General features: G+C 66.9%; 26 protein-coding genes. 22 read left to right on the forward strand and 4 right to left on the reverse strand.

Annotated elements, in window-relative coordinates; translation table 11 throughout:
- The first annotated feature begins 7 nt into the window (after nt 1-7).
- The 22 genes from FHS82_RS15280 (at nt 8) to FHS82_RS15385 (ending at nt 22076) form a co-directional block, all read left to right on the forward strand.
- Nucleotides 8-217: a phage head-tail joining protein gene (locus FHS82_RS15280; protein ID WP_100964371.1), complete on the forward strand. Its 210-nt coding sequence runs from the start codon at nt 8-10 to the stop codon at nt 215-217.
- Nucleotides 214-1734, forward strand: a complete 1521-nt coding sequence (locus tag FHS82_RS15285) for a phage portal protein (RefSeq protein ID WP_343042590.1) — start codon at nt 214-216, stop codon at nt 1732-1734. The genes FHS82_RS15280 and FHS82_RS15285 overlap by 4 nt, the downstream gene beginning before the upstream one ends.
- Nucleotides 1735-1744: 10 nt before the next feature.
- Nucleotides 1745-3724, forward strand: coding sequence for a prohead protease/major capsid protein fusion protein (locus FHS82_RS15290; protein WP_166954363.1), 1980 nt, complete (start codon nt 1745-1747; stop codon nt 3722-3724).
- A gap of 48 nt (nt 3725-3772) precedes the next feature.
- Nucleotides 3773-4108 (forward strand): DUF2190 family protein, encoded by a 336-nt coding sequence (locus FHS82_RS15295; protein ID WP_166954365.1) that lies wholly within the window; start codon nt 3773-3775, stop codon nt 4106-4108.
- Between the two features lies 1 nt (nt 4109).
- Nucleotides 4110-4424, forward strand: a complete 315-nt coding sequence (locus FHS82_RS15300; RefSeq protein WP_166954367.1) for a head-tail joining protein — start codon at nt 4110-4112, stop codon at nt 4422-4424.
- Between the two features lie 4 nt (nt 4425-4428).
- Nucleotides 4429-5061 carry a DUF6441 family protein gene (locus tag FHS82_RS15305; protein WP_166954369.1) on the forward strand — a complete coding sequence of 211 codons (633 nt, stop codon included), beginning with the start codon at nt 4429-4431 and terminating at the stop codon, nt 5059-5061.
- Nucleotides 5062-5074: 13 nt separating this feature from the next.
- On the forward strand, nt 5075-5509 hold the full coding sequence (locus FHS82_RS15310; protein ID WP_166954371.1) for a hypothetical protein: 435 nt from the start codon (nt 5075-5077) through the stop codon (nt 5507-5509).
- A gap of 96 nt (nt 5510-5605) precedes the next feature.
- Complete coding sequence (locus FHS82_RS15315) at nt 5606-6853, forward strand: phage tail tube protein (RefSeq protein WP_166954372.1); 1248 nt, start codon at nt 5606-5608, stop codon at nt 6851-6853.
- A gap of 22 nt (nt 6854-6875) precedes the next feature.
- The gene (locus tag FHS82_RS15320) at nt 6876-7253 is read left to right on the forward strand and encodes a hypothetical protein (protein WP_166954374.1); all 378 of its coding nucleotides are present in this window, start codon (nt 6876-6878) and stop codon (nt 7251-7253) included.
- A 95-nt stretch (nt 7254-7348) separates the two neighbouring features.
- Nucleotides 7349-7570 carry a DUF7697 family protein gene (locus FHS82_RS15325; protein ID WP_150288508.1) on the forward strand — a complete coding sequence of 74 codons (222 nt, stop codon included), beginning with the start codon at nt 7349-7351 and terminating at the stop codon, nt 7568-7570.
- Nucleotides 7571-7582: 12 nt separating this feature from the next.
- Nucleotides 7583-10939 (forward strand): phage tail length tape measure family protein, encoded by a 3357-nt coding sequence (locus FHS82_RS15330; protein ID WP_150288509.1) that lies wholly within the window; start codon nt 7583-7585, stop codon nt 10937-10939.
- On the forward strand, nt 10936-11517 hold the full coding sequence (locus tag FHS82_RS15335) for a DUF2460 domain-containing protein (protein WP_150288510.1): 582 nt from the start codon (nt 10936-10938) through the stop codon (nt 11515-11517). The genes FHS82_RS15330 and FHS82_RS15335 overlap by 4 nt, the downstream gene beginning before the upstream one ends.
- A 3-nt stretch (nt 11518-11520) precedes the next feature.
- Nucleotides 11521-12360: a DUF2163 domain-containing protein gene (locus tag FHS82_RS15340; RefSeq protein WP_166954375.1), complete on the forward strand. Its 840-nt coding sequence runs from the start codon at nt 11521-11523 to the stop codon at nt 12358-12360.
- The gene (locus FHS82_RS15345) at nt 12357-12791 is read left to right on the forward strand and encodes an NlpC/P60 family protein (RefSeq protein ID WP_166954377.1); all 435 of its coding nucleotides are present in this window, start codon (nt 12357-12359) and stop codon (nt 12789-12791) included. The genes FHS82_RS15340 and FHS82_RS15345 overlap by 4 nt, the downstream gene beginning before the upstream one ends.
- Nucleotides 12791-13420: a hypothetical protein gene (locus tag FHS82_RS15350; RefSeq protein WP_166954379.1), complete on the forward strand. Its 630-nt coding sequence runs from the start codon at nt 12791-12793 to the stop codon at nt 13418-13420. The genes FHS82_RS15345 and FHS82_RS15350 overlap by 1 nt, the downstream gene beginning before the upstream one ends.
- 11 nt (nt 13421-13431) lie before the next feature.
- Nucleotides 13432-17247, forward strand: a complete 3816-nt coding sequence (locus FHS82_RS15355; RefSeq protein ID WP_166954381.1) for a baseplate multidomain protein megatron — start codon at nt 13432-13434, stop codon at nt 17245-17247.
- A 78-nt stretch (nt 17248-17325) separates the two neighbouring features.
- Nucleotides 17326-18024 carry a DUF2793 domain-containing protein gene (locus FHS82_RS15360; RefSeq protein ID WP_166954383.1) on the forward strand — a complete coding sequence of 233 codons (699 nt, stop codon included), beginning with the start codon at nt 17326-17328 and terminating at the stop codon, nt 18022-18024.
- A gap of 28 nt (nt 18025-18052) precedes the next feature.
- A complete protein-coding gene (locus FHS82_RS15365) occupies nt 18053-20263 on the forward strand; it encodes a hypothetical protein (RefSeq protein WP_166954386.1) in 2211 nt (736 codons plus the stop codon).
- 147 nt (nt 20264-20410) lie between these two features.
- Nucleotides 20411-20752 (forward strand): hypothetical protein, encoded by a 342-nt coding sequence (locus FHS82_RS15370; RefSeq protein WP_166954388.1) that lies wholly within the window; start codon nt 20411-20413, stop codon nt 20750-20752.
- 139 nt (nt 20753-20891) lie between these two features.
- Nucleotides 20892-21461: a TIGR02594 family protein gene (locus tag FHS82_RS15375; RefSeq protein ID WP_166954392.1), complete on the forward strand. Its 570-nt coding sequence runs from the start codon at nt 20892-20894 to the stop codon at nt 21459-21461.
- 24 nt (nt 21462-21485) lie between these two features.
- Nucleotides 21486-21683: a hypothetical protein gene (locus tag FHS82_RS15380; protein ID WP_166954395.1), complete on the forward strand. Its 198-nt coding sequence runs from the start codon at nt 21486-21488 to the stop codon at nt 21681-21683.
- A 141-nt stretch (nt 21684-21824) separates the two neighbouring features.
- A complete protein-coding gene (locus FHS82_RS15385; protein WP_166954399.1) occupies nt 21825-22076 on the forward strand; it encodes a hypothetical protein in 252 nt (83 codons plus the stop codon).
- Nucleotides 22077-22110: 34 nt separating this feature from the next.
- Here the strand turns inward: FHS82_RS15385 and FHS82_RS15390 are convergent, their stop codons facing one another.
- From FHS82_RS15390 to FHS82_RS15405, 4 genes are read right to left on the reverse strand one after another with little or no spacing between them, the layout of a single operon-like run.
- Nucleotides 22111-23256 carry a cation:proton antiporter domain-containing protein gene (locus tag FHS82_RS15390; RefSeq protein ID WP_100964408.1) on the reverse strand — a complete coding sequence of 382 codons (1146 nt, stop codon included), beginning with the start codon at nt 23254-23256 and terminating at the stop codon, nt 22111-22113.
- A 48-nt stretch (nt 23257-23304) separates the two neighbouring features.
- Nucleotides 23305-23727, reverse strand: a complete 423-nt coding sequence (trxC, locus tag FHS82_RS15395; protein ID WP_024845967.1) for a thioredoxin TrxC — start codon at nt 23725-23727, stop codon at nt 23305-23307.
- 52 nt (nt 23728-23779) lie between these two features.
- Nucleotides 23780-24622, reverse strand: a complete 843-nt coding sequence (locus FHS82_RS15400; protein ID WP_024845968.1) for an SDH family Clp fold serine proteinase — start codon at nt 24620-24622, stop codon at nt 23780-23782.
- Nucleotides 24613-25251, reverse strand: coding sequence for a rhomboid family intramembrane serine protease (locus FHS82_RS15405; protein ID WP_343042591.1), 639 nt, complete (start codon nt 25249-25251; stop codon nt 24613-24615). Before FHS82_RS15405 ends, FHS82_RS15400 begins: the two co-directional genes overlap by 10 nt.
- Nucleotides 25252-25387 lie beyond the last annotated feature (136 nt).

Here is a 25387-nt window from a genome sequence, read left to right on the forward strand (position 1 = left end):
ATATGTCATGGCCTGGACGACCGACGAACTCGATGCGCTGAAGCGCGCCTATGCCAGCGGTACGCTCCGGGTCAGCTATGACGGCAAGACAGTCGAGTATGGCTCGGCGGATGACCTGCTGAAGCGGATCCGCACCATCGAGGCCGAGATCACCGCATCCTCCGGCGTGCCGCGCGCCATCGCGGGCTATGCCGGGTTCGGACGAGGCGACCGGTGAGCCAGATCACCTTCCTCGACCGGATGGTGGCGTGGGCCGCACCCGAGGCAGGCGTGAGGCGGGCGCTCGCGCGGCGCAGCTTCGAGGCGCTGAGCGCCAAGATCCCTGGCCATGCCCGTGGCTATGACGGCGCAGCCAAGGGACGGCGCACGGACGGATGGAAAACGGCGGGAACATCGGCTGATGCCGAGATCGCCGCCGCCAGCGGCCTGTTGCGGGATCGCATGCGCGATCTCACCCGCAACAATCCGCATGCGGCGAAGGCTGTCTCGGTGCTGGTCAACAACATCGTCGGCAGCGGCATCATTCCGCGCGCTGCGACGGGCGACGCCAGGCTCGACGAGACGGTGGACCGGCTTTGGACCGAGTGGACCGCCGCCTGCGACGCCGACGGGCAACTCGACATCTTCGGGCTGCAGACCCTGGCGGTAAGGGAAATGATCGAGGCTGGCGAAGTCCTGATCCGCCGCCGCCCGCGACGTCTCAGCGATGGTCTGGCCGTGCCGCTCCAGGTCCAGATTATCGAAGCCGATCTCCTCGACAACACCCGCAACGGCGATCTCGCCGATGGCGGGCGGTTGCTTCAGGGCATCGAATTCGATCCCTTGGGCCGACGCCGCGCCTATTGGCTTTATGCCCAGCACCCTGGCGACGCGGTCGTCACCATGCGGCGGCGTCTGGAGAGTCTCGCCATCCCGGCGAGCGACGTGCTGCATCTTTACGAGAAGCAGCGCACGCAGGTCCGAGGCGTCCCGTGGGGCACGCCGGTGATGCGGGCGCTGCGCGATCTCGATGACTGGACGCAAGCCGAACTGGTCCGGAAGAAAACGGAAGCCTGTGTCGTCGGCATCGTGCTTGGCGCCGACGAAGCCGATCAGGGGATTGCCCCTTCGGTGGTCGACGCCGACGGCAACCGCGTCGAACAGTTCGAGCCCGGGCTGATCGCCTATGCGCGCGGCGGCAAGGACATCCGCTTCAATCAGCCTGCGACGACAGTGGGCGTGGGCGAATGGCTGCGCGCGCAACTTCACATCGTGGCGGCAGGATTCCGCATGCCCTACGAGCTGCTGACCGGTGACCTCAGCCAGGTCAATTATTCATCGATCCGGGCAGGGCTCGTGGAGTTTCGCCGCCTGATCGACGCCGTCCAATGGCAGATCGTCATCCCGGTTCTCTGCCAGCCCATGTGGGTCTGGTTCTGCCAGGCCGCGTGGGCAGCCGGGAAGTTGCCACGCCCGGACATTGCGGTCGAATGGTCGCCGCCACGTTTCGAAGCCGTGGACCCGCTGAAGGACGCGATGGCCGATCTCTTGGCGTTGCGCTCGGGTACCATGTCGCTGGCGCAGGCCATCGCGCGTCAAGGCCACAACCCGGACGCCGTGCTCGCCGAGATCGCCGCGATGAACGCCAAGATCGACGCCCTCGGGCTCATCTTCGACAGCGATCCACGCCGCGTGACGAAAACCGGCGTGATGCAGGCTGACACGACCGGCCAACCCATCAATCCCGACACCTGAGCTTTTCACCATGACCCGAAACATCGACCTGCCACCGCTGACGCGGGCGGCGGACCTGTTGCCTGCCTCGATCGATGCGGTCGAGCGCACCATTGACGTGGTCTGGTCCACAGGCGCGCGTGTGCGCCGAAATCCGTTCTTCGGCGATCCCTTCGACGAGGAACTGGCGATGGATCCGCGCGCCGTCCGTCTCGATCGCCTGAACGCGGGTGCGCCTCTCCTGAAGGTGCACGACGCCTCCGTGCTCGACAGCGTCATCGGCTCGGTCGTGCCTGGCAGTGCCCGCATCGAGAACGGACGCGGCATTGCCCGTGTCCGCTTCTCCGACCGGGCCGAAGTCGAACCGCTCTGGAAGGACGTCGAGGCCGGGCACATCCGGGCGGTCTCGATCGGCTACCAGGTCCATCGCTTCGAGGTGTCCAGGCAGGCAGGCGCGCCGGAGCTGTGGCGCGCGGTCGATTGGACGCCCTTCGAGATTTCCGCAGTGCCGATCGGCGCTGATCCGGCAGCGGGTTTCCGCGCCGAGACATCCTCCGAAAGTTCTTTGCCCCTTCACCCCTGCGTCGTCCACCGCGCCGACGCTCCATCCAAGGAGAAAGCAGCCATGGACGACGCTGTGACCGACAACACTGAGACGCAGACGCGCCAGGCCGCGCCTGAACCGCAGGATCGCGTGCCGACCACACCCGTGACCGATGCGGAGACGATCGCCGCCCGCGCGCGCGATTCCGAACGCGAGCGGGTCGGAACTATCTACGATCTTGCCGGCCGCCTCCACCTCGAGCGCAGCTTCGCCGACGATCTCGTCAAGCGCGGCGTGACGCTTGATGCGGCGCGCAGCGAGATCCTCGACAAGGTCGCGACCGACGCCGAGAAGACGCGGGTTTCGCCTCAGGTCAGCATCCCGCTCGGCGGCCGCGATGAGCGCGTCACGCGTCGTGACGCCGTGTCGAACGCTCTTTTGCACCGCTACTCGCCGACGCTCTTCCCCTTGAGCGAACCGGCGCGGGAATATCGCGGCATGACGCTCGTGGAGCACGCCCGCGAGTTCCTCTCCAGCTCGGGCGTCAATGTCCGGGGCATGTCGCGCGACGAGATCGCCACCCGCGCGCTGCATTCCACCTCGGACTTCCCCGAAGTCCTCGCCGCCGTGACGGGCAAGACGCTGCGGCAGGCCTATGATGCCTATCCGCGCACCTATGTCCCCTTCTGCCGGCAGGTTCTCGCGACCGACTTCAAGGCGATGCACCGTGTCCAGCTCGGCGAAGCGCCGCAACTCGTGAAGGTCAACGAGGGCGGCGAGTTCAAGCGCGGCACCCTCGCCGAAGGGCGCGAGAGCTACCGTGTCGAGACTTACGGGCGGGTCGTCGCGGTCACCCGGCAGGTGCTCATCAACGACGATCTCGACGCCTTCACCCGCATCCCGGCGATGTATGGCACGGCGATCGCCACGCTGGAGAGCGACGTGGTCTGGGGCATCATCCTGGCGAACGCCGCGATGAGCGACTCCATCGCGCTGTTCCACCAGAACCACGGCAATCTGGCCAACCCGGCAACCGCGCTCAGCGTCACCGCGATCGGCGCGGCGCGCGCGGCCATGGCCCGGCAGACCGGACTCGACAAGAAGACCATCCTCAACGTCCGACCCGCCTACCTCATCGTGCCCGCATCGCTCGAACTCGCCGCCGAGCAGCTGGTGGCGCAGAACCTCGTGCCTGCCCAGACCGGCAACGTGGTCCCGTCCTCGATCCGCACCCTGACGCCGATCTCCGAGCCTCGGCTTGACGCCGCGAGCCTCACCGCCTGGTATCTCGCCGCGAATCCCGCCCAGATCGACACCATCGAGTACGCCTATCTCGAAGGCCAGCAGGGCGCCTACATCGAGACGCGCAACGGCTTTGACGTCGACGGCGTCGAGATCAAGTGCCGCCTCGACTTCGGCGCGAAGGCGATCGACTGGCGCGGCCTCTACCGCAATCCCGGCGCGTGATCGCCGCCGGAACGCTTCCCCATCATCTGACACTCTCGGAGAACTCCCATGCGCGGCTACATCCAGCCCGGCAACACCATCACGCTTCCCGCCCCCTATGCCGTGGCATCCGGCGACGGACTGCTGGTCGGCGCGATCTTCGGCATCGCGACCGGATCGGCGGCCATCAACGCCGAGGTAGAGACCCTTACCGAGGGCGTGGTCGAACTGCGCAAAGCCCCGTCCCAGGCATGGGCCGTCGGCGCGCGCATCTATTGGGACAACGCCGCCCGCCTCGCGACGACCGTGGTCGCATCGAACACCCTGATCGGCGCTGCGACCGAACCGGTGGCAGGCGGGGCCAACGATACGATTGGCCGCGTTCGGCTGAACGGCAGCTTCTGACGTGAACGCGTTCGCGGCAGCGACCGACGCCCTGTTCGCGGACCCGAACCTTGGCGAGACCGCGCTCTGGCAAGCAGGCGGCATCGGGCCGGGGGTTCCCGTCCGCGTGATCCGCCGCCGCCCGGACGCCGTGGTCGAGTTCGGCGCGTCCCGCGCTTTGATGGCGACCGTTCTCATCGACCTGCGCAGGACCGAAGCTGCGACAATCGATGAGGGCGATCTCGTCGTGATCGGCGCCGACACCTTCAAAGTCATCGGGACGCCCTCATCCGATGCCGTGGGGCTCGTCCTCACCTGCGAGGCGGTCAAGGTCTGATCCCATGCGTTTCAGCCTCGAACGGCCCGACCTACGCAAGGCGCTGGCGGGCACGCAGCAGGATATCGAACGCGCCGTCACCTCCGGGATGCGGGACGCATCAAATGAACTGAAGGAGCGCTTGCGCGAAGATGTCATCTCATCCGGCCTTGGCGAACGCCTCTCGCGGACATGGCGGGGCAAGGTGTTCCCCGAGGTCGGCGAGAGCGTCGAAGCCGCAGCCTTCGTCTGGTCGAAAGCCCCGAAGCTCGTCGACGCCTTCGACCGTGGCGTCACCATTCGCTCGGCGCGAGGGTTCTGGCTGGCGATCCCGACACCAGCCGCAGGAGCGCGTGGGCGCGGGCCGAACGGGCGTGCGTCACGCATCACGCCTGGAGGATGGGAACGGCGCACCGGCATGCGGCTGCGCTTCGTCTACCGCAAGCGCGGCCCTTCGCTGCTGGTCGCCGATACAGCCCGCCTCAACAGGCGCGGACTGGCGGCAGCGAACAGGCGCAAGACGGGCCATTCAACGGTGATTGTGTTCCTGCTCGTACCCCAGGTCACGCTCCGCAAGCGGCTCAACATTGATGCGAGCGCCAAGCGGCAAGCCGCGCGCGTGCCAACCCTGATTGCACGGCACTGGCCGAGATCCTGAAAGCTCTTTGTCCATGCCCTCGAAACGCGAAACCGTCCTCGGCGCGGTCAAGGCGCTCGTCGCCGATGCCCTGCCGGGCGCGGACGTGAAGCGCAATCTCACGAAACCGGAGCGCATTCCGCCGGGAGGACTGGTGGTGATCCGCGATGGCGATCCGGGTGAGCCCGCGGTCACGCTCTCGCCGGTGTCCTACCTCTACACCCATCGTATTCCTGTCGAGATCGCCGCCTTCGAGAGCGCCACGCTCACGCGCGAGGAAGTGCTCGACGAGATGCTTGCCGCCATCGGCGCGGCGATCATCGCCAACCGCAGGCTCGGGGGGCTTGTCGACTGGATCGAGGCGGAGGCCCCGTCCTCCGAAGACATCGAGACCACCGGCAGTCAGGCAGGCCGCTTCGCCGATGTCGTGATCGTCGCGACCTACGCCACCGCCGATCCGCTCAACTGAATGACGGTCCTTCGACGGCGCTCGGACCTTTGGAACTGAACGACGCCGGTCCGGCCCCGCTCAGGCCCCGACACCACACCACATGGAGAACGACCCATGCCTCGCGCACGCGGCGTGAACGCGGCTCTCGCCGCCGTGTTCGAAAGCACCTATGGCACACCGCCCGGCACCGGCTTTCGCCGCATGCCGTTCGCCTCGGTCAACATCGGCGAGGAACAGGGCCTGATCGCGAGCGAGCTTCTCGGCTTCGGCCGCGAGCCGCTGGCGCCGGTCTATGACGTGATCACCAACACGGGCGATCTCGTCGTTCCCGTGGATACTCGCAACATCGGCGTCTGGCTGCGCGGCCTGATGGGCGCGCCGACGACGGTCGCCGCGAACGCCGCCACCGGCACGATCACGCTGACCGCGAACCTTCTGGTCAACGACACGGTGACGGTCGATGGCACGGTCTATACCGCCGTCGCTTCCGGCGCGACGGGCCAGCAGTTCAACCTCGGCGGCACGGCGGCGCTCACCGCCACCGCGCTCGCCGCGATCATCAATCCGAGCGCGAACGTCGCAGCCGCGGCGGTTGGCGCGGTCGTCAACCTGACCGCCAAGGCGCTGGGACCGGCCGGCAATGCGCGGACACTGGCGACGAACGCGCCGACGCGCGCCACGTTGTCGGGGGCGACGCTCTCTGGCGGCGCCAACAGCCACACCTGGTTCTCGGGCGCGCAGGCTCTGCCCTCGATGTCGATCGAGGTCCAGCTTCCCGACGTGCCCTTCTTCGGCATGAACTACGGCGCGCGCATCAACAGCTTCCAGGTTCAGGCGCAGCGATCGGGGCTCCTGACCGCCTCGCTCAACATCATGGCGCAGGGCGAGACCATCGCCGCCACGGCGCAGTCCGGCACGCTGTCGGAGTTCGTGCTGGAGCGCTTCGGCCAGTTCCAGGGCGAAGTCCGACGCAACAACGTGGCGCTCGGCAACGTCATCTCAGCGGAACTCACCTATTCGAACAACCTCGAAGCGGTCGAGGTGATCCGAAGCGACGGGCGCATCGCCGATGCCGATCCGGGCATCATCGCGCTGACCGGCAACATCACCACCCGCTTCGAGGACCGCGTCCTTCTGGATCAGGCCACCAACCGCCTGCCTTGCGAGCTTCAGTTCCGCTGGGCGGCGGGCGCAGCCGCGTCGCTCGTCTGGACGGCGCACCGGGTCTTCCTGCCGCGCGGCGACCGTCAGATCCAGGGGCCGGGCGGCGTGCAGGCCCCGTTCGCATTCCAGGCCGCGATCGATCCGGTGCTGAACCGCGCCGCGACCTGCGTGCTCACCAATGACGTCGCGTCCTACTGACCCGTTCCGACAGGAGGCTCCCTTGCTCAAGCTCTCGACACCATCCCGCGAGCCGTTCTGGCTCGACATCTTAGCCGGCGTGCGCATCCAGTTCCGGCCGATCTCCGTCGCCGACATGCTGGTCGCCCGCGCCGCCGCCGCCGAGTCTCTCGGCACGAAGGTCGAGGGCGATGCGCCGCTCGACCGGAGCACCACGGTCGCGGCCGGCGCGGCCTTCACGCGCTCTCTCGCGCTGAGCGGCATCGTGGCGTGGGAGGGCATCGGCGATGCCGGCGGCAAGCCGATCGATCCGAACCCGGTCGCTATCAATCAGCTGCTCGAGGTCTGGCCGGCCTTCGACGCCATCGATCGGCTCTATGTCGGCCCGGCCTTGACGAGGCTTGACGAAAAAAACGTCTGATCGCCCTCGCGCGCTGGCACTTCGAGGGCGGCGAGGGCTACTGCGCTGCCTGTCCGTCGCGATGTGGGGCTTGCGCCTATGTCGAGCACGCGCCCGTGACGGCCGAGGGGCTTCTTGCTTGGGAGGTCATCCGCCGCTGCGCGGGACAGGTGCGCGCCGTGATGGGCGGTGTCTACGCCATCGACTTCGGCGCGGTGCTCGCTTTGGCTGAGGCCATGGATGCAGCCTCGCCGCTGCTGGCCGACATCCTCCCCGAGATCGAGCCGATCGTCGTGGCCGCCTACGGCCGCGACGCTGGCCGTCCCAATCGCGATTGAGCAAACCTACCCATGTCCACCACCAATGTCTCGATCCGCCTCGGCGTCGAAGGCAAGGCGGAGGTCAAGCGCGCCTTCGAGGAGGTCGGCCAGGCGGGCACGCAGGCCTTCGGGCAGGTCGATCGGGCGCTTGAGAAGACGGGAGCCGCGACCGATCGCGAAACTGCCCGGTTCAAGCGTCTGGCGGAAGCCGCCCGCATGGCGGCTCAGGCCGAGGCCGCGCAGGGACGGTTCAATCAGGTTCTGGGCGTCGACCGACAGGCGGCGGGTTCGGCGCGCGCGTCGGCCGAGGTCTTCGAACAGGCCGCGAGGGAAGCCGAACGTTACGAGACCCGCGCCCGGGCGCTGCGCGCGACGCTTGATCCGCTCGCCGCCGCGCAGGACCGGCTCAATGCCGAACTCGCCGAGCATGCGGCGCTCGCCAGCCGTGGCGCGATCACGACCGCCGAGCAGGCGGCCGCGAATGCGCTGGCGAAGTCGCGCTTCGATCAGACCGCGCAGGCGATCAAGGGCGTTGGCGCCAACTCGAAGCTCACGACCCAGCAGGTCATGACGCTTCAGTACACGGTGAACGACGTGATCGCGTCGATGTCCACCGGCATGTCGCCGATGACCATCCTGATGCAGCAGGGCGGACAGGTGACGCAGGCCTTCGGCGGCTTGCGCGGCACGATCATGACGCTCGGCTCCGCCATCGGCGTCGTCGGCGGAGTCATTGCCGGCGTTGCCGTCTCGGTTGGCGTGCTCACGGCGGCGTGGTTCGCCAATGACGCCTCGACACGAGCTGTCGCCACGGCGCTCGCCGGTGTCGGCCGCGCGTCCGGCGCGACCGCCGCACAGCTTGAGCAGGTCGCGCAATCCTCCGCCGAGGCCGGCAAGGTCTCGGTGTCGTCGGCGCGTGACATGCAGGTCGCGTTCCTGCGCACAGGCAAGATCGGCGCGGAAGAAATGGGCCGCGCCATCGCGGTCTCGCGCAATCTTGGCGTCACGCTCGGCGTCGAGACCACGCAGGGCGCGGAGGAACTCGCCCGCGCGCTGGCCGATCCGTTGCGCGGTGCGGATGAACTCAACGACCGCATCCGCTTCCTGGATGACCGCACCCGCGCCTATGTCCGCACGCTGGTCGATCAGAACAACCGGGCGGAAGCGCAGCGCGTCATCCTGAACGCGCTTGCGCCCTCGCTGGCCGACGCCGAACAGGCGGTCAATGCGCTCGGGCGGGCCTGGCAGTTCGTCGGGCGCTCGGCCTCGAATGCCTTCGACGCGCTGGGCAAGGCCGTCGACCGGGCGGTGGATGGCCGCACACCCACGGAGGAACTGGACCTGCTGCGCTGGCAGCAGGAGCGGCTCAGGGCGAATGTGCGCGGCAATGTCGTGCCGCTCATGCTGCCTCAGGTCGAGCGGCGGATCGCTGAACTCGAACGGCAGCTCAACGACCAACAGGAGCGTGCGAGGCGGATCGCCGCGGAGGCCCGCGCTAACGAGCAATCGGTGCGCGCTGGCGAGATCGCCCGCGACACCAACCCCGGCGCGCGCGAGATCGAGCGGCTGCGGACGCAGGAAGGCGTGCTCCGCGCCGCGCTCGCCGATCCGCTGGTCCGCTCGAAACTGGCCGATGTGGCGGAGGTCGAAGCGGCCTACCGGCGTGTCATCACGGAACTCGCCCGCTACCGACCCTCGGTCGATGCGGCGACGCAGGCCGTGGTGGAGCAGACCTCCGCCACGGACATCTCGATCCGCGCGACGCTCTCTCTGGCCGAGGCCTATCTCGAAAGCGCCGAGGCCGCCGCGCGCGCGGAAGCACGCCGGCAAGGGCTCGTCGATCAGGCCCGCGAGGGCGTCAACGCCGAAACCCGCGCGCGGCAGGCTCTGCGGGAACGGATCGCCGAACAGGCGGTCGAGGCCGCCCGGCAGGTATCGGAACTGGGCCGCCAGATCGACGGCCAGCGTCGGCTGAACGAAGCGATCGCGTCCGGTGCGCTCTCTTCCCAGCGCGCCCAGCAGATCATGCAGGTCGAGCAGGCGCTGCGCCCGCTGATCACGGCGCAGACGCTGGCCGAAGGCGAGGCCAAGGAGAAGCTCGGTCGCATCATCGACCGCACGCGCGAAGCCTACGAGCAGCTTCACCGCGAGCAGAACCGCACGGACCTTCTTCAAGGCATCGAACGACGCCGCGACGAGATCGCGCTGCGTGAGCGGGAACTGTCGCTGGTCCGGCGTGGCCCGGCCGCGCGTCGCGAGGGCGTCGATCAGCTGCGTTTCGAGCAGGAGCTGAAGCGGCTCGGGATCGACCCGAACGATCCCGAGGCCAGTTACTCCCGCGAGCAGATCAGGCGGCTCAACCAGTTGGGGCGCCAGACGACGGGTCGCGAGGCGGCGTTTGATTACGAGCAGCAGAACACCGGTCTCGCCCGCGAGGTCGAGCTCCTGAAGCAGGGCGTCTCGGCCCGCTCGGAAGCCATCGCCATGATCCGCGCCGAGCAGCAGCTTCGGCGGCAAGGGATCGATCCGGCGGGAGCCGAGGGACAGGCCGCGCTTGCCGCCGCCCGCCGCCAGTTCGCGCTTGAGCGCCAGGCGGAGGCGCAAGTCGCCTTGCAGGATCAGCGCGCCGAGATCGCCCTGATCGAGACCCAGATCGGCCTGATCGGCGCCTCCGCCCAGCAGCGTGAGACGGTGCTGGCGACCATGCGCGCCGAACAGGATCTGCGCCGGCGCGGCATCGACCTCGCGAGCGAGGAAGGCCGCGCCATTGTCGCCAATGCCGTCCGGTTGCAGCAACTGACGACGGAACTGCAGCGGCAGGAAGCGACGCAGCGGGCCTTGCAGGGCGCGATCGGCAACGCGCTCGACCGGTTCGGAACGCTGCTGGCGCAAGGCAAGACCGACTGGAAATCGTGGGCGGATGCCGGCCAGGCGGCGATCAACGACATCATGAACGAGCTCATCAAGCTCGCGGTGATGAATCCGCTCAAGAACTTCCTGTTCGGCGGCAATGCACCGACGTTGGCGACCGGCGGCGGCATCTTCGGAGAACTCGGGAAGATATTCGCCGGTCTGTTCCATGAGGGCGGGCTGGTCGGCGCGGGAGGGCCGGGCCGCAATTTGCCGGCCCTCCTGTTCGCGGGCGCGCCGCGCCTTCATGGCGGCGGCTACATCCGGCCCGGCGAGGTGCCGGCCATCCTGCAAACCGGCGAGCGGGTATTGAACCGCAAGGAAACCGCAGCCTACGACCAGCGGGGCGAGCAGGCCGCGCCGATGATGGTGACGTTCAACATCACGACCCCGGACGCGGGCTCGTTCCGCCGGGCGCAGGGCCAGATCACCGCCGAGATGGCCTCGGCGCTTGAAAGGGCGAGGCGAAACCTTTGAGCTTCCATGACGTGTCCTTCCCTGACGCCATCGCGCGCGGCGCGACCGGCGGCCCAGAATACTCGACCGACGTGGTGATGGTCGCGTCCGGCTTCGAGCAGCGCAACCAGAACTGGTCGGCCTCGCGCGCCCGCTACGACATCTCGACCGGCATCCGCACCCGCGAGCAGATGGCCGAGGTGATCGCCTTCTTCCGCGCCCGCAAGGGCCGCGCCTTCGGTTTCCGCTTCCGGGATTGGGGCGACTTCGAAGCCACCGACCAGCAATGCCAGGCGGTCAGTGCGACGGTGTTCCAGCTGGTGAAGCGCTATCCGTCTGGCCCCGTCGTCGAAATCCGCACCATCACCCGCCCGGTGGTCGGTTCGGTCGTGGTGCGCGTCAACGGTAACGTCGTCACGCCGACCATCGATCACGCGACGGGTCGGCTCACCTTCGGCGCGGCCCCGGCGGCGACGCCGGTCGCGACCTTCCGTTTCGACGTGCCCGTGCGCTTCGACACCGACCACCTTCAGGTGATCAGCCGCGCCTATAACCTGCAGAACGTCCAGTCGATCCCGCTGGTCGAGATCAGGGCTTGACCCATGAAACCCACCACCCCCGCGCTTGCCGCGCATCTCGCCGGCGAGGTGACCACGCTTGCGACCTGCTGGCGGCTCGAACGGGCCGATGGCTGGGTTCGCGGTTTCACCGACCATGACCGCGAGCTGGTCGTCGATGGGCTGACCTATGTCGCGTCGACCGGCTTCCTGCCGTCCGCGATCAAGACCGCCTCCGATCTCTCCGTCGACAATCTCGATGTCGACGGCTTCCTCGACGATGCGGCGCTGCGAGCCGAGGACCTAATCGCCGGGCTGTTCGATGGCGCGCGGATCGAGGTCTTCATCGTCAACTGGGCGGACCTTGGCCAGGGACGGCTCCTGCTGCGCAAGGGCTTCCTCGGCGAGATCAAGCGTGCCGATCAGCGCTTCTCAGCCGAGATCCGGGGCTTGTCGAACCGACTGCAACAGACCGCCGGCAAGCTCTACTCGCGCCTTTGCCGCGTCGATCTCGGATCGAGCGAATGCGGCGTGGCGCTCGGCCCGCGCACCGATACCTATGCCGTGACACAGGTGATCGCCGCCGACACGGTGCGGATCGTCACCGCACGGGCGACCGGTTACTTCACCTTCGGCAAGGCGACCTTCACGACCGGCGCCAATGCGGGCGCGGTCAACGAGGTGCTGCTACATGACGGCCAGACCATCCGGCTGTTCGTGCCGATGCCGCGGCCCATCGTGGTCGGCGACCAGATCGTGCTCGTCGCCGGTTGCGACAAGACACCGGAGACCTGCAACGCCAAGTTCGCCAACATCCTGAACTTCCAGGGCGAGCCGCACATTCCGGGGAACGACAAGGTGTTCTCCTATCCGGTGCGCTCATGACCGCCTTCACGCGTGCCGCCCTGATCGCCGAGGCGCGGACGTGGCTCGGCACGCCCTGGCATCACCAGGCGGCGGTGAAGGGCGCGGGCTGCGACTGCATCGGCTTCGTGCGCGGCGCGGCCGAGCCGTTCATTGGCTTGATCACCCAGCCGATGAACTATGCCGCGACCTGGCCGCTCTACCGGGCGGAAGAGCGCCTGCGCGACCAGATGGCGGCGCATGCCACCGAGATCGACATCGCCGATGCCTTGCCCGGCGACATCCTGCTGTTCGGCGTCGGCAAAGGTCCGGCGCACCATTGCGGCTTCCTGAGCGATGGGAACCGCCTGATGCATTGCTACCGCGAGGCCGGCGCGGTCGTCGAACAGGACCTGACCGGGTTCTGGATCGAGAAGACGCGCGCCGCCTTCCGCCTGCCGGGCATCGCCTGATGGCGCGCATCGTCCTGACCGTCGCGGGCAATGTCATCGGCAACCTGCTGCTGCCCGGCCTTGGCGCTGCCATTGGCGGGGCGATCGGCGCCTATGTGGGCGGCGTGGTTGACAGCCAGCTGTTCGGCAAGACGCAGAACAACGTCGTCACCGGCCCGCGCCTGCAGGATCTGCGGGTGCAGTCATCAGGCTACGGCTCTGTGATCCCGCGCGTCTATGGCAAGGCGCGGCTGTCGGGAAACGTGATCTGGATGCGCGGCTTCGACGAGGAAACGCGGACCCAGACGCAGACGGTCGGCGGCGGCGGCAAGGGCGGCGGTGGCGGCGGTAGGCAACGCACCACGACGGTCACCTACGTCTATTTCTGCGACGTGGCGGTGGCGCTCTGCGAAGGGCCAATCACCGGCATCGGAAAGATGTTCGCCGACGGTAACGCCATCGGCTCCGAGCACTATGCGGCGCGTCGCGTTTACCTCGGCGACGCCACCCAATCGGCCGATCCGCTGATCGCGGCGACCGAAGGCCTCGCGCCCGCCTATCGCGGCCTCGCCTATGTGGTGCTGGAGCGCTTCGCGATCACGCCCTTCGGCAACCGCCTGCCCAACTTCTCGTTCGAACTCACGGCCTGAAGGTCCGATCCATGGCGCAACTCGTCCTGACCGTCGCCGGCGCATGGGCGGGCAACGCCATTGGCGGCGGGCTCGGCCAGGCGGCGGGCGCGATGCTGGGGTCCTATCTCGGCGCGGCGATCGAGCAGGATTTGTTCGGCCCAGGCCCCGCGGCCGTCAACAGGAGCGAGGGCGCGCGCGTCACCGACCTGCAGGTCTCGGGCTCCGCTTACGGCCAGCCGATCCCAAGGGTGTGGGGACGCGGGCGGATCGCGGCCAACATCATCTGGGTGCGCGGCATCAGGGAGACCGCGATCACCGAAACCGAGACCACGGGTGGCGGCGGCAAGGGTGGCGGCGGCGGTCGTCGCCAGACCACGGTTCACACGCGCTACGAATACTCGGCCGACATCCTGCTCGGCGTCTGCGAGGGCCCGGTGACGGCGATTTACCGGATCTGGGTCAACAACACGATGCTGGACCCCGAGCATGTCGGCGCAATCCGGGTCAGCTATGGCGAGGAAGCGCAGATGCCCGATCCGTTGGTGGCGGCGGTGGAAGGCGTTGGCCGAACACCAGCCCATCGCGGCCTCGTCACGGTCATGCTGGAGGACTTCAAGCTCACCCCGTTCGGCAACCGCTTTCCGAATTTCGAGGTCGAGGTCTACCGGGGCTCGGACGATCCGGGCAATGCGCGCCACCTCGTCGAGGGCGTCTGCCTGATCCCGGCCTCGGGCGAGTTCGTCACCGACACCGAGATCGTGCGCAAGGTCGGCCATGGCTCGGCGACGTCGCAGGCGGCGATCAACGCCAACACCGGCACGAAGCGCTCGGACTTCCTTGTCTCGATTGACAATCTGAAGCGCGAACTGCCGAACGTCGAATGGATCAACTTCGTCTACGCCTGGTTCGGCACGTCGATCGACGTTGCGACATGCGATCTCGTGCCCAAATGCGAGTACGCGCAAGGCCAATCCGGCGCATTCGGGGCTGAGACCGCGCCGCATATCTGGTCGGTCGCAGGTGGCGGGCGCTCCGTGTGGCCGGTTGTCACCTCCTACACGCTCCCAAACGGGCAGACCGCTCTCTCCTATGGCGGCACGATCAGCGACGGCTCGGTCATCCGGGCGGTTCAGGAACTGAAAGCGCGGGGCTACAAGGTTCTCTTCTATCCCTTCATCATGATGGACATCCCGCCGCCCGATCCGGCGCCGTTCCCCTGGCGCGGCAGGATCACCGGCGCTGCGGCGGATGTGGCCGGGTTCTTCACCCGTCCTGCGGGCTATCTCCGCTTCATCCGCCACTGCATGACGCTCTGCGAGCAGGCGGGTGGCGTCGATGCCTTCGCCATCGGTTCGGAAATGGTCGGCCTCAACCGCATCCGGGATGGAAGCGGAGCCTATCCCGCCGTGCCGTTCTGGCAACAGATCGCGGCGGACACCAAGACCAGGCTCGGCGCGAACTGCACCGTGACCTACGCCGCCGACTGGTCGGAATACCGCTACCATGATCGCGGCGGCGCGAACGTGGACTTCCCGCTCGACGCGCTCTGGGCCGACAGCAACATCGATGCGGTCGGCATCGACGCCTACTTCCCCATCACCGACACCGACCGTTCGCTCACCGACCCGGCGACGATCGGCGCGGGCTGGGGCTCGGGCGAACTGATCAGCTATTTCTATGCGAGCGAGGCCGACCGGGACTTGGCCGGGCGCGGCGCCAACCGTGTCCAGTCGCCGATCAGCGAGCCGTTCTGGGCGCTCAAGGACCTGCGCTGGTGGTGGGACAACGCCCACACGCCGCGCGTGGCAGGCGTGCCGACGGGAGGGCCAACCGCCTGGACGCCGAAGATGAAGCCGATCTGGCTCACCGAATACGGCTTCCCGTCGGTGCACTGCTCGCCGAACCGCCCGAACGTCTTCGTCGATCCGAAGTCGGCGGAGAGCTTCTACCCCTGGTACTCGAACCGCTCGGTGGACCGCGTGGTCCAGCGCGTCGCGATCAAGGGCACCGAGGATTGGTGGCGTGAGCCCGCGAACAATCCGCTCGACGGCCAGGGGCGGCGAATGGTCGGACCGCGCTTCCTCTGGTGCTGGGACGCGCGGCCTTACCCGTTCTTCCCGTCGCTGAAACGGGTCTGGCAGGACGGCGACAATTACCGCCTCGGCCATTGGGTTCAGGGAAAGATCGGCAACATGCAGCTCTCCGAGATCGTGCGCGATCTGTGCCTTCGCGCGGGCCTGACCAATGCCGATATCGATGTGACGAGCCTCACCGACGAGGTCTCGGGCTATGTCGTCTCGGAGCGCAAGTCGCTGCGCGAGATGATCTCGGTCTTGCAGGCCGCGTTCTTCTTCGATGCGGTCGAGAGCGGCGGGGTGCTGCGCTTCGTCAAGCGCGGCGACGGAACCATCGTTGCCATCGACGCCAATGATCTCGGCGCGGCGGAAGGCGATGGGGACCGGGCGCGCATCCGCATCGAGCGCGCGCAGGATGTCGAACTGCCGATCTCGATCGACGTGGTGCATCTCGACGAGGCGCGCGACTATCAGAGCTCGACCGTCACGGGTCGCCGCCAACTCGGCACCTCGCGCAGCGTGACCACGTTCTCGCTGCCGCTGATCCTCTCGGTCGAGGAAGCCCAGACGATCGCCCAGCGTGCGCTCCGGGAGATCTGGCAGGGGCGCGTCACGCTCGAAGCCAAGCTGCCGACGCGCGCGATCCGCATCGATCCGACGGATGTGATCGAGGTGCCGGTCGATGGCGCGATCCGCCGCTTTCGGGTGACGTCCGTGACCTATGGCAAGCCGGGGCTCGTGCTTGTGCGCGGCGTCGCCACCGATGGCGACCTGCCACAGTTCGTCACCGTTCCGACCGGATCAGGCGATCTGCAGCCGAACGTGCCCGACACCGCCGCGCCGACGCGGGTCGAAATGATGGACCTGCCGTTGGTGACGGAAGCCGAGGCAGACGAAGCGACCTCGTTCTACATGGCCGCGTGCTCGCTCGGCGGCGCGCCGTTCCGGGGCGTCTCGCTGTTCCGGCCCACAGCGGACGGGCTCGACTACACCGTCTCTGGCGTCGCCGACGTGGCCTCGGTTATCGGCGACACGCTGACCGCGCTGGCGCCGGGACCGGCGCATGTCTGGGACAACGGCAACACTGTCGAGGTGCAACTCGCCTTCGGCTCGCTCGAAAGCCTTCCCGACAGCCGCATCCTCGATGGCGCCAATGGCGCGTTGATCAATGGCGAGATCATCCAGTTCGCCAACGCGGTGCTGATCGGACCGGGACGCTATCGGCTCTCGCGCCTGCTGCGCGGGCGGCTCGGCACCGAGCACCGGATCGCGACGCACGCCATCGGCTCGCGCTTCGTGCTGCTCGATCCCGGCCGGCTTGAGCGGCCGACCTTCTCGGCCTCCAGCATCGGCCTCGCCATCGCCTGGCGGTTCGCGCCGGCGCCGCAGGGGCCGACCGGCGACCAGTCCGGGCAGATCAGCTTCATGAATGGCGGCGAGGCCCTGAAGCCATGGTCACCCGCGCATGTGCGGGGCGCGCGCAATGGCGCGGGTGACATCACGATCAGCTGGGTGCGCCGCACCCGCTATGGCGGCTGGTGGCGCGATCTGACGGACGTCCCCCTCAATGAAGAGACCGAGCGCTACGAGGTCGATGTGATGAACGGCTCGACGGTGGTCCGCACGCTTCCCGTGTCCGCGCCCGCCGCCACCTACACCGCCGCCCAGCAGGTCGCCGATTTCGGATCGGCGCAGGCGAGCGTCACCGTCCGCGTCGTCCAGCTCTCGACCGCGATCGGGCGCGGCACGCCGGCCGTGGCGACGATCTGACCCCGATCATCTGACCCCGACCATCTGATCCAGAAACCCCACCAAGGCGCTCTGACCGAGCGCCTTGAAGGAGCCGTCATGACCACACCGAACCTTGGCCTGCCCTTCATCCTGCAGGGGCAGGCGCAGAAGGAGGTCACCCATAACGAGGCGCTGATCCGCCTGGACGCGCTCGTGCACGGCAGTGTCCGCAGCCGGACTTTGGCGACGCCGCCCGGCTCGCCCGCAAACGGCGAGCGCTGGATCGTGCCTTCCGGCGCGACCGGCGCATGGGCGGGCCAGACGGGCCGGATCGCCCACTGGAACGTCAATGCCTGGGCGTTCTATGTGCCCGTCACCGGCTGGCGCTATCATGTCGAGGACGAGCGGCTCACGGTCGTCTGGGCGGATGGCGATTGGCGCGATCGCATCGTCGGCACGCCCAATGGCGGCGCGATCCGGCTCGTGGCGCTCGAACAGGAACTGACGCTCACCGGCGCCTTCGTCGACACGACCACCGCCGTGATCGCCGACCGCATGATCGTGCTGGCCGTCGCCTCGCGCACGACCTTGGCCATCACCGGCGCGACCTCCTACGGCGTCGGCGTCGCCGGCAACACCAGCCAGTTCGGCGGCTCACTCGGCATCGCGCTCGGCTCGAACAACATCGGCGTGATCGGCCCGACCGCCTTCTACGCCAACACGCCGATCCGGGTCACGGCGGCTGGCGGCAACTTCACGGCGGGCCGCGTGCGCGTCGTCCTCTACGCGCTCGCCTTCACCGCCCCGACCGCGTGATCTGAAGTCCAACATCCAGGAGACTATGATGAAGAAGGATCTGCTCTGGCCGAGCGCGCCAGGCGGCGGCGCTGACGTGCCCGGCGGCATCGCGGGCCATGTTCGGGGCGCTGCCCTGCAGGACCAGGATGGCCGCGTCGCGCCCATGGTCAGCATTCTTGGCGCGCCCACGAAGTTTCGGGACGCCTTCGAGGCGTTCGATACAACCACGCGCTGGAACGCCGTCCAGATCGCGCCCGGAGACATCGTGCAGGCCGACGGCAATATCGCGGGCGCGAGCTATCTCGTGATCTCGAAGGATCCGCTGACCGATGCGACCGAAACCGTCATCGAGACGCTCGACAGCTTCACCATGCCCGTGCGCGTCGCCGCCGGCATTTCGCTGTCGCAGCGGATCAACGGGCAGGAGTTCTCGCTGGAACTCGTCTCGACCGATGACTGGCCAGGCGTCGTGCCGCTCGTTCCAGCCGGTCCGGCCGCCATCGCCTCGATCTCCCAGGCGACCACGACGCTCAGCGTCACGACCGCCGCGCCGCATGGCCTCAGGATCGGCGAGCGTGTCTCGATCTTCGGCGTCTCTGACAGCCGCCTCAACTATCCCTGTCTCACCATCGCGACGACGCCGACGCCCACGAGCTTCACCGCCACGGCCGGGCCGCAGGGCACGATCCCCTCGGTGACGGCCGGGCCATTCACCAGCGGCTCGATCATCAAGGCCGATCCGCTGGGCTATGCGCGCAACGGATCGAGCCTTGTGTTCGAGGGCACGACCGCGACGAACGAGAGCTACTATGTCCGCTCCGAGGGCGGCGATGCGCTGCCATCCGGCACGATCGCAGGCAACCATGCGGCTGCCTTCTCGGTATCGACCGCCGCCACCCAATTGGTCGCAGCGGCGGGGGCTTATGCCTTCGCACCTGCCGCCCTGTTCGAGATCCTGCCCCAGCTCGAAAAAGTGACCTTCAGCGGCTCGGCCATCGACAGCGCGGGCGCGATCTCGGCCATTTTCAAGCGCACGCAGGTCGTCCCCAATCCGGCCCGCGACTACAAGCTGCGCCTGCGCGCCAAGAATCACCGTTCCCTGTCGCGCCCCGTCGGCAGGATCGTCTCGGCGGCCAAGGCAGGTTCGGCGACGGTGACCATCACCTTCGACCAGCCGCACGGACTGACGGTCGCCGATCTCGTGACGGTCCACGGCATCCGCGATCAGGTGAACTTCGCCAATCTGGCGACCCCGACCGCCGTCGCCAGCGTGCCCAACGCCACGACGATCACGATTCCCATCGGCGCGTCGGCGACCGCGACATCCATTGGCGGCGTCGTCTTCCGCGTGAATGGCGGTGTGTTCGGAGCCCCCATCGGCCAGGTCGCGCAATCGGTCGCCCGAACCACGAATGTGCTGACGGTCACCGGTTCGGCCGCCTGGTCCGGACTGCAGATCGGCCAGTACGTCAATCTGCATGGCGTGCGCGACGCCGTGTCCGGAGCCGATCTCGGGCTCGACGGACCGTGGCGCGTGCGCGACGTCGCAACGACCACGCTCGTTCTCGAACCCATCGGAGCAGCACCGACAGGCGCCGATATCGCCACGACGAACTGCGGCGGCGCGGTCCTGCCGCGTACCGATTTCCGGGTGCACTTCATCCGCGTCATGGAGTTCACGCGGCTCATCACCGAATCCATCGGCGGCTTCGGACGGGCCGACCAGATGGATGCCGCCCCGGTCCTCGTCACCAACGCCGTCTCGGCGGTCACCGTCACCGGCGGCGTGGCGCAGGACGCTGTCGCGGGCAACCCGGTCGGGATCGGCGCGCGCGCCGCCAACATCAACCAGGCGGCGATGTCCGCGACCGGCGACCTCGTGCACCTCATGGCGACGATGATCGGCGCGCTCGTCAACAAGCCGTTCTCGATCCCCGAGGCCGATTGGACCTACGCGCCAGCCGGCGTGATCACCAACACGGCGGACGTGGTGATCGCCGCAGCAGCCGGTGTGGGGATCCGGCGCGATGTCACCGCGATCCAGGTGATCAACACCAATGCGGTCGCCACCGAGTTCGTGATCAAGGACGGCGCCACGGTGATCTGGCGCATCTGGCTCCCCGCCAGCATGACGACGCCGTGGGACATCGACTTCCCCACGCCGCTTCGCTCCAGCGCCAATGCGGCCCTGAACGCCGCCGCCATCACGACCGGCGCCAACATCTATCTCGACGCGCAGGGCTACACCGCGCCCTGAAGAGCCTGTGACTTGGGCTTTGGCCACAGGCGCGCACACGGCGCGATAGTCCCACGCCCGCATGGTGGGCGCAGCCGCATTCGCATTGGCCACACGGCGCGCCCTGTGCGCCACCAAGGGCCAACCCCAAAACCAGAGGAAGACACCATGCCCGCAACAGCTGCGGCGGCGGTCACTGTCGCCCCGGAAACCTTGACGATCACCTGGCTGGTTGCGGGCGGGATTATCGCCCAGCTCCTGATCCTGATCGTTTTCCTCGTCCGAGTAGCCTGGTGGCTGTCGCACCGCTTCACGCTGATCGATGCCACGCTTGCCGGTAACGCCAAGGAGATCAGCGCGATCAAGACGGATGTCTCAAACGACATCGCCGGCCGCAAGGTTGTGGCCGAGGCCCGCACCGACATCGCCCAGATGAAGGCGACGCTGATCGAATTCCGGGAACGCATCGACCGCATCGAAGCCAATGAGGATGGGCGCAAGCACGCCTGATCTGCCGCCACCAACTCAACCGCAACCCGACGAAAAGCCCGCCCCAAAAGCAATCCGGAACGGATTGCGTTCCGCAATCCTATGCCGGGCTTCGTCGTTTCAGCCGCCCGCGAGCGGGCAACCCGAAAGGACACTCGCAATGCTGCCTGCCCAATACCGATGGCTCGAAGCCGAGCCCGGCCCGCGCATGATCGTCGAAGCGCTGAAGGAATACGGCACGCTCGAAGCGCCAGGCGAAGCCGACAATCCGAAGATCATCGGCTGGCAAGCGGAAATCGAAGCCGCCGAGCTCGGCCGTGTCTATGCCGGTGTCTATCGGCACGACGCGATCCCGTGGTGCGGCCTGTTCATGGCGATTATCGCTCACCGCGCCAACATCGAACGCCGCCCGGAACGAAATCCGCCGCGTCTCTATCTCTCGGCGCTCGAATGGGCGTCCTTCGGCGTCTCGGTTCCGAAGGGCGCTGCGGCGTTGGGTGACGTGCTCGTCTTCAAGCGCAAGGGCGGCGGGCATGTCGGCCTCTATGTCGGCCACGACGCCTCGGCCTTCCACGTTTTCGGAGGCAATCAGTACGATCGCGTCTCGATCACGCGGCTGTCGCGCAACCGGCTCGTGGCGGTGCGCCGCCCGGCCTATCGCGCCCAGCCCGCGAACATTCGACCCATCGCCCTCGCAGCGAGCGGGAGCCTCTCCGTTAACGAGGCCTGATCCAACCCAACCAAGGAGATTTCCATGAACGCCGTTCTTCAGTTCGGTGCGGGCTACCGCACGTATATCATCGCCGCCGTGCTCGTTCTCGTCGTGGTCGTCGAGAAGGGCCTCGGCATCGATGTGCCGGGCGTCGATGTCGGTTCCGACTGGCTCACCCAGATCCTCGCCGCGCTCGGCCTCGGCACGCTGCGGGCCGGGATCACCGGGGCGAACAAGTGACCGGCTGGTTCGCTCTTGTTCTCATCGTCGCGGTGGTCATCGCCACTGCGGCCATCTTCGCCGCCGGCCGAAAAGCGGGTGCCGCCGCCGAGGCGACGAAGGCCCGCGAGGCCGAACTCGCATCACAGAAGGATGCATCGGATGTCAGGGACCGAATGCTCGATGCGGCGGCTCGCCGCCCTCGCAATCGTGACGATCTCGCTGACCGGCTGCGCGACGGGCGGTTCTGAACCCCGCATCGCCACCGTCTGCCCTCCCGTCATCGAGCACAGCCGAGAGTTGCAGGCGCATGCCGCTGACGAGCTCGATCTGCTGCCGGATGGGTCGGCGATCGCCGAAATGCTCTCCGACTACAGCGTCATGCGGGATCAGGCTCGGGCGTGCTCTCAGTAATCTGAGAAATATAGTTGTCTTGATGTTGACCACACTAAACCTTTAGCCCCGCCCATCTGACCATAACACTCCCGGCCAGCATGCTCATGCCAATCGCGAGGAGTAAAGGACCAGCGAATTCCTCTGCAACAATGCCCGATGTCGAGGAAGCCGACAGCAGCATCAGGCTGAATTCTCCTCCGTGGGCCAGAATGATCCCAGTCCTCCATGCGGTCTGAAGCGACTCGCCGAATATTCGGGCGACGACCAAAACAATCAGCGTCTTGCCCGCGAAAATGATCGCGAGCCAGCTCAGCACGACTGGCCACGCATACGGGATGATCCAAAGTGGCAATTGCGTTCCGATGCCGACGAAGAATATCCCGACAAACAAATCGCGGAAAGGCCGTATCTCGTTCTCGACAGCATGGCGCGCGTCTCCCTCGCCGATGATCATGCCGGCCGCGAATGCGGCGAGTGCCGGAGAAAGGCCGGCGGTGGCCGCGACAATCGCAGACCCTAGTGCAATGGTGAGCGCGAGAAGCTGGGCAAGTTCCGGATCGCCACGCGACGCTACCCAACGGGCCAGCAACTGCAACGGGCCACGGGCAATGAACAGGGCTGCAACCAATGCCGTTGCACTGGCGACGACCGTTATGACGCCATACCCTTCGACGGCTCCACTCATCGAATCGTGCAGAAGCAGGAATGCGACAGCTGCCAAGTCTTGAAACAAAAGCACCGCAATGGCCAGGCGTCCTTGGGCCGATCCCAGAGCATTCGCGCTTGCGAGCACCTTGAGGCACATGGCCGTGGATGACATGGCAACGGCCCCGCCGATGAGGATTGCGGGGACGGGCGCGAGATCGAAGATCAGAGTCGCTATCAACGACACCGTTATCGTCGTGACTGCAACCTGCACGGCTCCAAGACCGAAGACATGCTTCCTGAGCCTTACGAGCTTCTCGAACGAGAAGTCCAGGCCAAGCGCGAACAGCAGCAGCGCCACTCCGATCTCACCAATGCTGCTAAGGGCAGCGTTTTCGGCAATCAGGTCGAGGCCGGCGGGTCCAATGACTATACCGGCAAGAATGTAACCGACAATGCTGGGCACGCCAATCCGTGAACATATCGTCACGAGCACTAACGCGGCAAAGACCAACAAGGCCGCACTCTCGACAAATCCGGTCACGCCATGCATGTTCTTCTCCTGATGGCATGGCGCAGGGAAGGCCGCTACCTGTAACCTCTAGACGTGCGAGCGCGCCCACTGCGCTATCTGCGCGGCAGGCATTGCACCGCTCGTCCTCGCGATTTCCTTGCCGCTCCTGAACAGGATCATGGTGGGAATGCCGCGGATCCCGTAGCGGCCGGCAATCTGCTGTTCGGCCTCGGTGTCGAGCTTGCCCAGGCGGACATGGGGTTCGAGCGAGCGCGCCGCCGCCTCGAACTGGGGCGCCATCATCTTGCATGGCCCGCACCACTCGGCCCAGAAATCGACCAGCATTGGCAGTTCGGCATTCGCATGGCGGTCAAAATTAGCCGCGGTGAGCATGACGGGCATGCCTTGAAAGAGAGGCGCGCCGCAGCGTCCGCAATTGGGGTTGTCGCTCAGGCGCTCTTGCGGCACCCTGTTGGTGGAATTGCACTGCAGGCAAGCGACCGTGGGCATCCTGTATCCTTTCGTTGACGAGCCGGGCTCGGCGGCCGAATGACGCAAGCGTTCAGCGCGTGGATATGGCGCGGCGGGCCTCTCGCTGCCGCGGCTCGGGCAGGTATTCCACGCCACCGCCCTGGCGCCGAACCGGCTGCGGATAGAGCGTCATCAGCTCCAGTATTTCCTTGGGCATGTCCGTTCCAACGGGCAGGCCCATGTCGCGGGCCTCATCGGCAGAGATGGGATAGTCGTGGGTCCAGGTGCCTGTCGCCAGCTTTGCCGCCAGCGCCGCCGCGCGGTCCTCGTCCATCTTGTCGGACAAAAGACGCTTCGCGAACGCCTCGATCTGCGCAATGGCCTTGCGACCGACGTCGGCCATGATGAGAGTCTGGTCGTCGATCTCGGCGATGGGTTTCTCCTCGACGACTTTGAGGAGCGAGGCGGCCGGCAACTGGCCAAGTTGCGGATCGACGGGTCCCAGCACGGAATGTTCGCACATCACGATTTCGTCGGCGGCGAGGGCGATCAGCGTGCCGCCCGACATCGCGTAATGCGGCACGAACACGGTGACCTTGCCCTTGTGGCCCTTAATGGCCCGAGCGATCTGGGTCGCCGCCAGCACAAGGCCGCCCGGTGTATGCAGCACGATATCGAGTGGCACTTCATCGTCGGTCATCTGGATCGCGCGCAGGACTTCCTCCGAATCATTGACGTCGATGTAGCGCATCAAGGGAAATCCCAGCAGGTTCATCGTCTCCTGCCGATGGATCAGCAGGATGACGCGACTGGCACGCTTCTTCTCGATGTTGGCGATCTTGCGTGTGCGCATCGCCTCAAGATATCTGCGCTGCAGAACCGGCTGCAGCGCCGAAATGATGAAGAACAGCCAGAAAAGCTGCATTATGTCCATGGACCCTGTCCTCCTTCCCGTCGGCCATCCGGCAGAAAGCCATAGATGCCCTCGTGGCGATAATAGTGGCGATAGACGTCGGCGCGCCTTCGCAGGAGTGGCGTTACAAGCCAACCGGCGAGAAACCCGCCGATATGCGCCCACCAGGCAACCCCGCCCGTGGCCGTATCGCTGCCGAGCGATAGGAAACCGGGAACGACCTGCATGAAGAACCAGATCATCGCGAAAATGACCGCGCGCACTTCGAAGAAGAGAGGAATGAACAGAATCGGCACGATCACCACCAGCCGAGCCGCCGGAAACATGCGTGCGTAGCAACCGATCACGCCCGCGATGGCCCCCGATGCGCCAAGCGCGGGAACGACTGAGTCGGGGTTCGCCAGCGCGTGAGCCAGTCCGGCCGCCACACCACAGAACAGATAGAACAGTGTGAATCTACCCGGTCCGAGCCGATCTTCGACGGCGCGGCCGAAGATCCAGAGCGTCCACATGTTCAAGATGAGGTGCAGCCAGCCCCCGTGCAGGAAGATGTTGGTCAGGAACGGGGTCCAATCGGACGGGGCGATGAGACGGAGCTGACCGAAGACGCGCGACGGCAGCGAAGTCGAACAGGAACCGGTTGAGCGCACGCGGCGGCAGGCCCCTCTGGTAGAGGAAAGCGAGAAGGCTGATCCCGACGACTGACCAGACGGCCACGGGGGGGGTATCTGCGAGCAACGGTATCGGCCCATGGAAACATCTCATTTCCCCGAGCGCATGTAGCTG

The organism is Pseudochelatococcus lubricantis, assembly GCF_011762225.1.
Classification (GTDB): Bacteria; Pseudomonadota; Alphaproteobacteria; order Rhizobiales; family Beijerinckiaceae; genus Pseudochelatococcus; species Pseudochelatococcus lubricantis.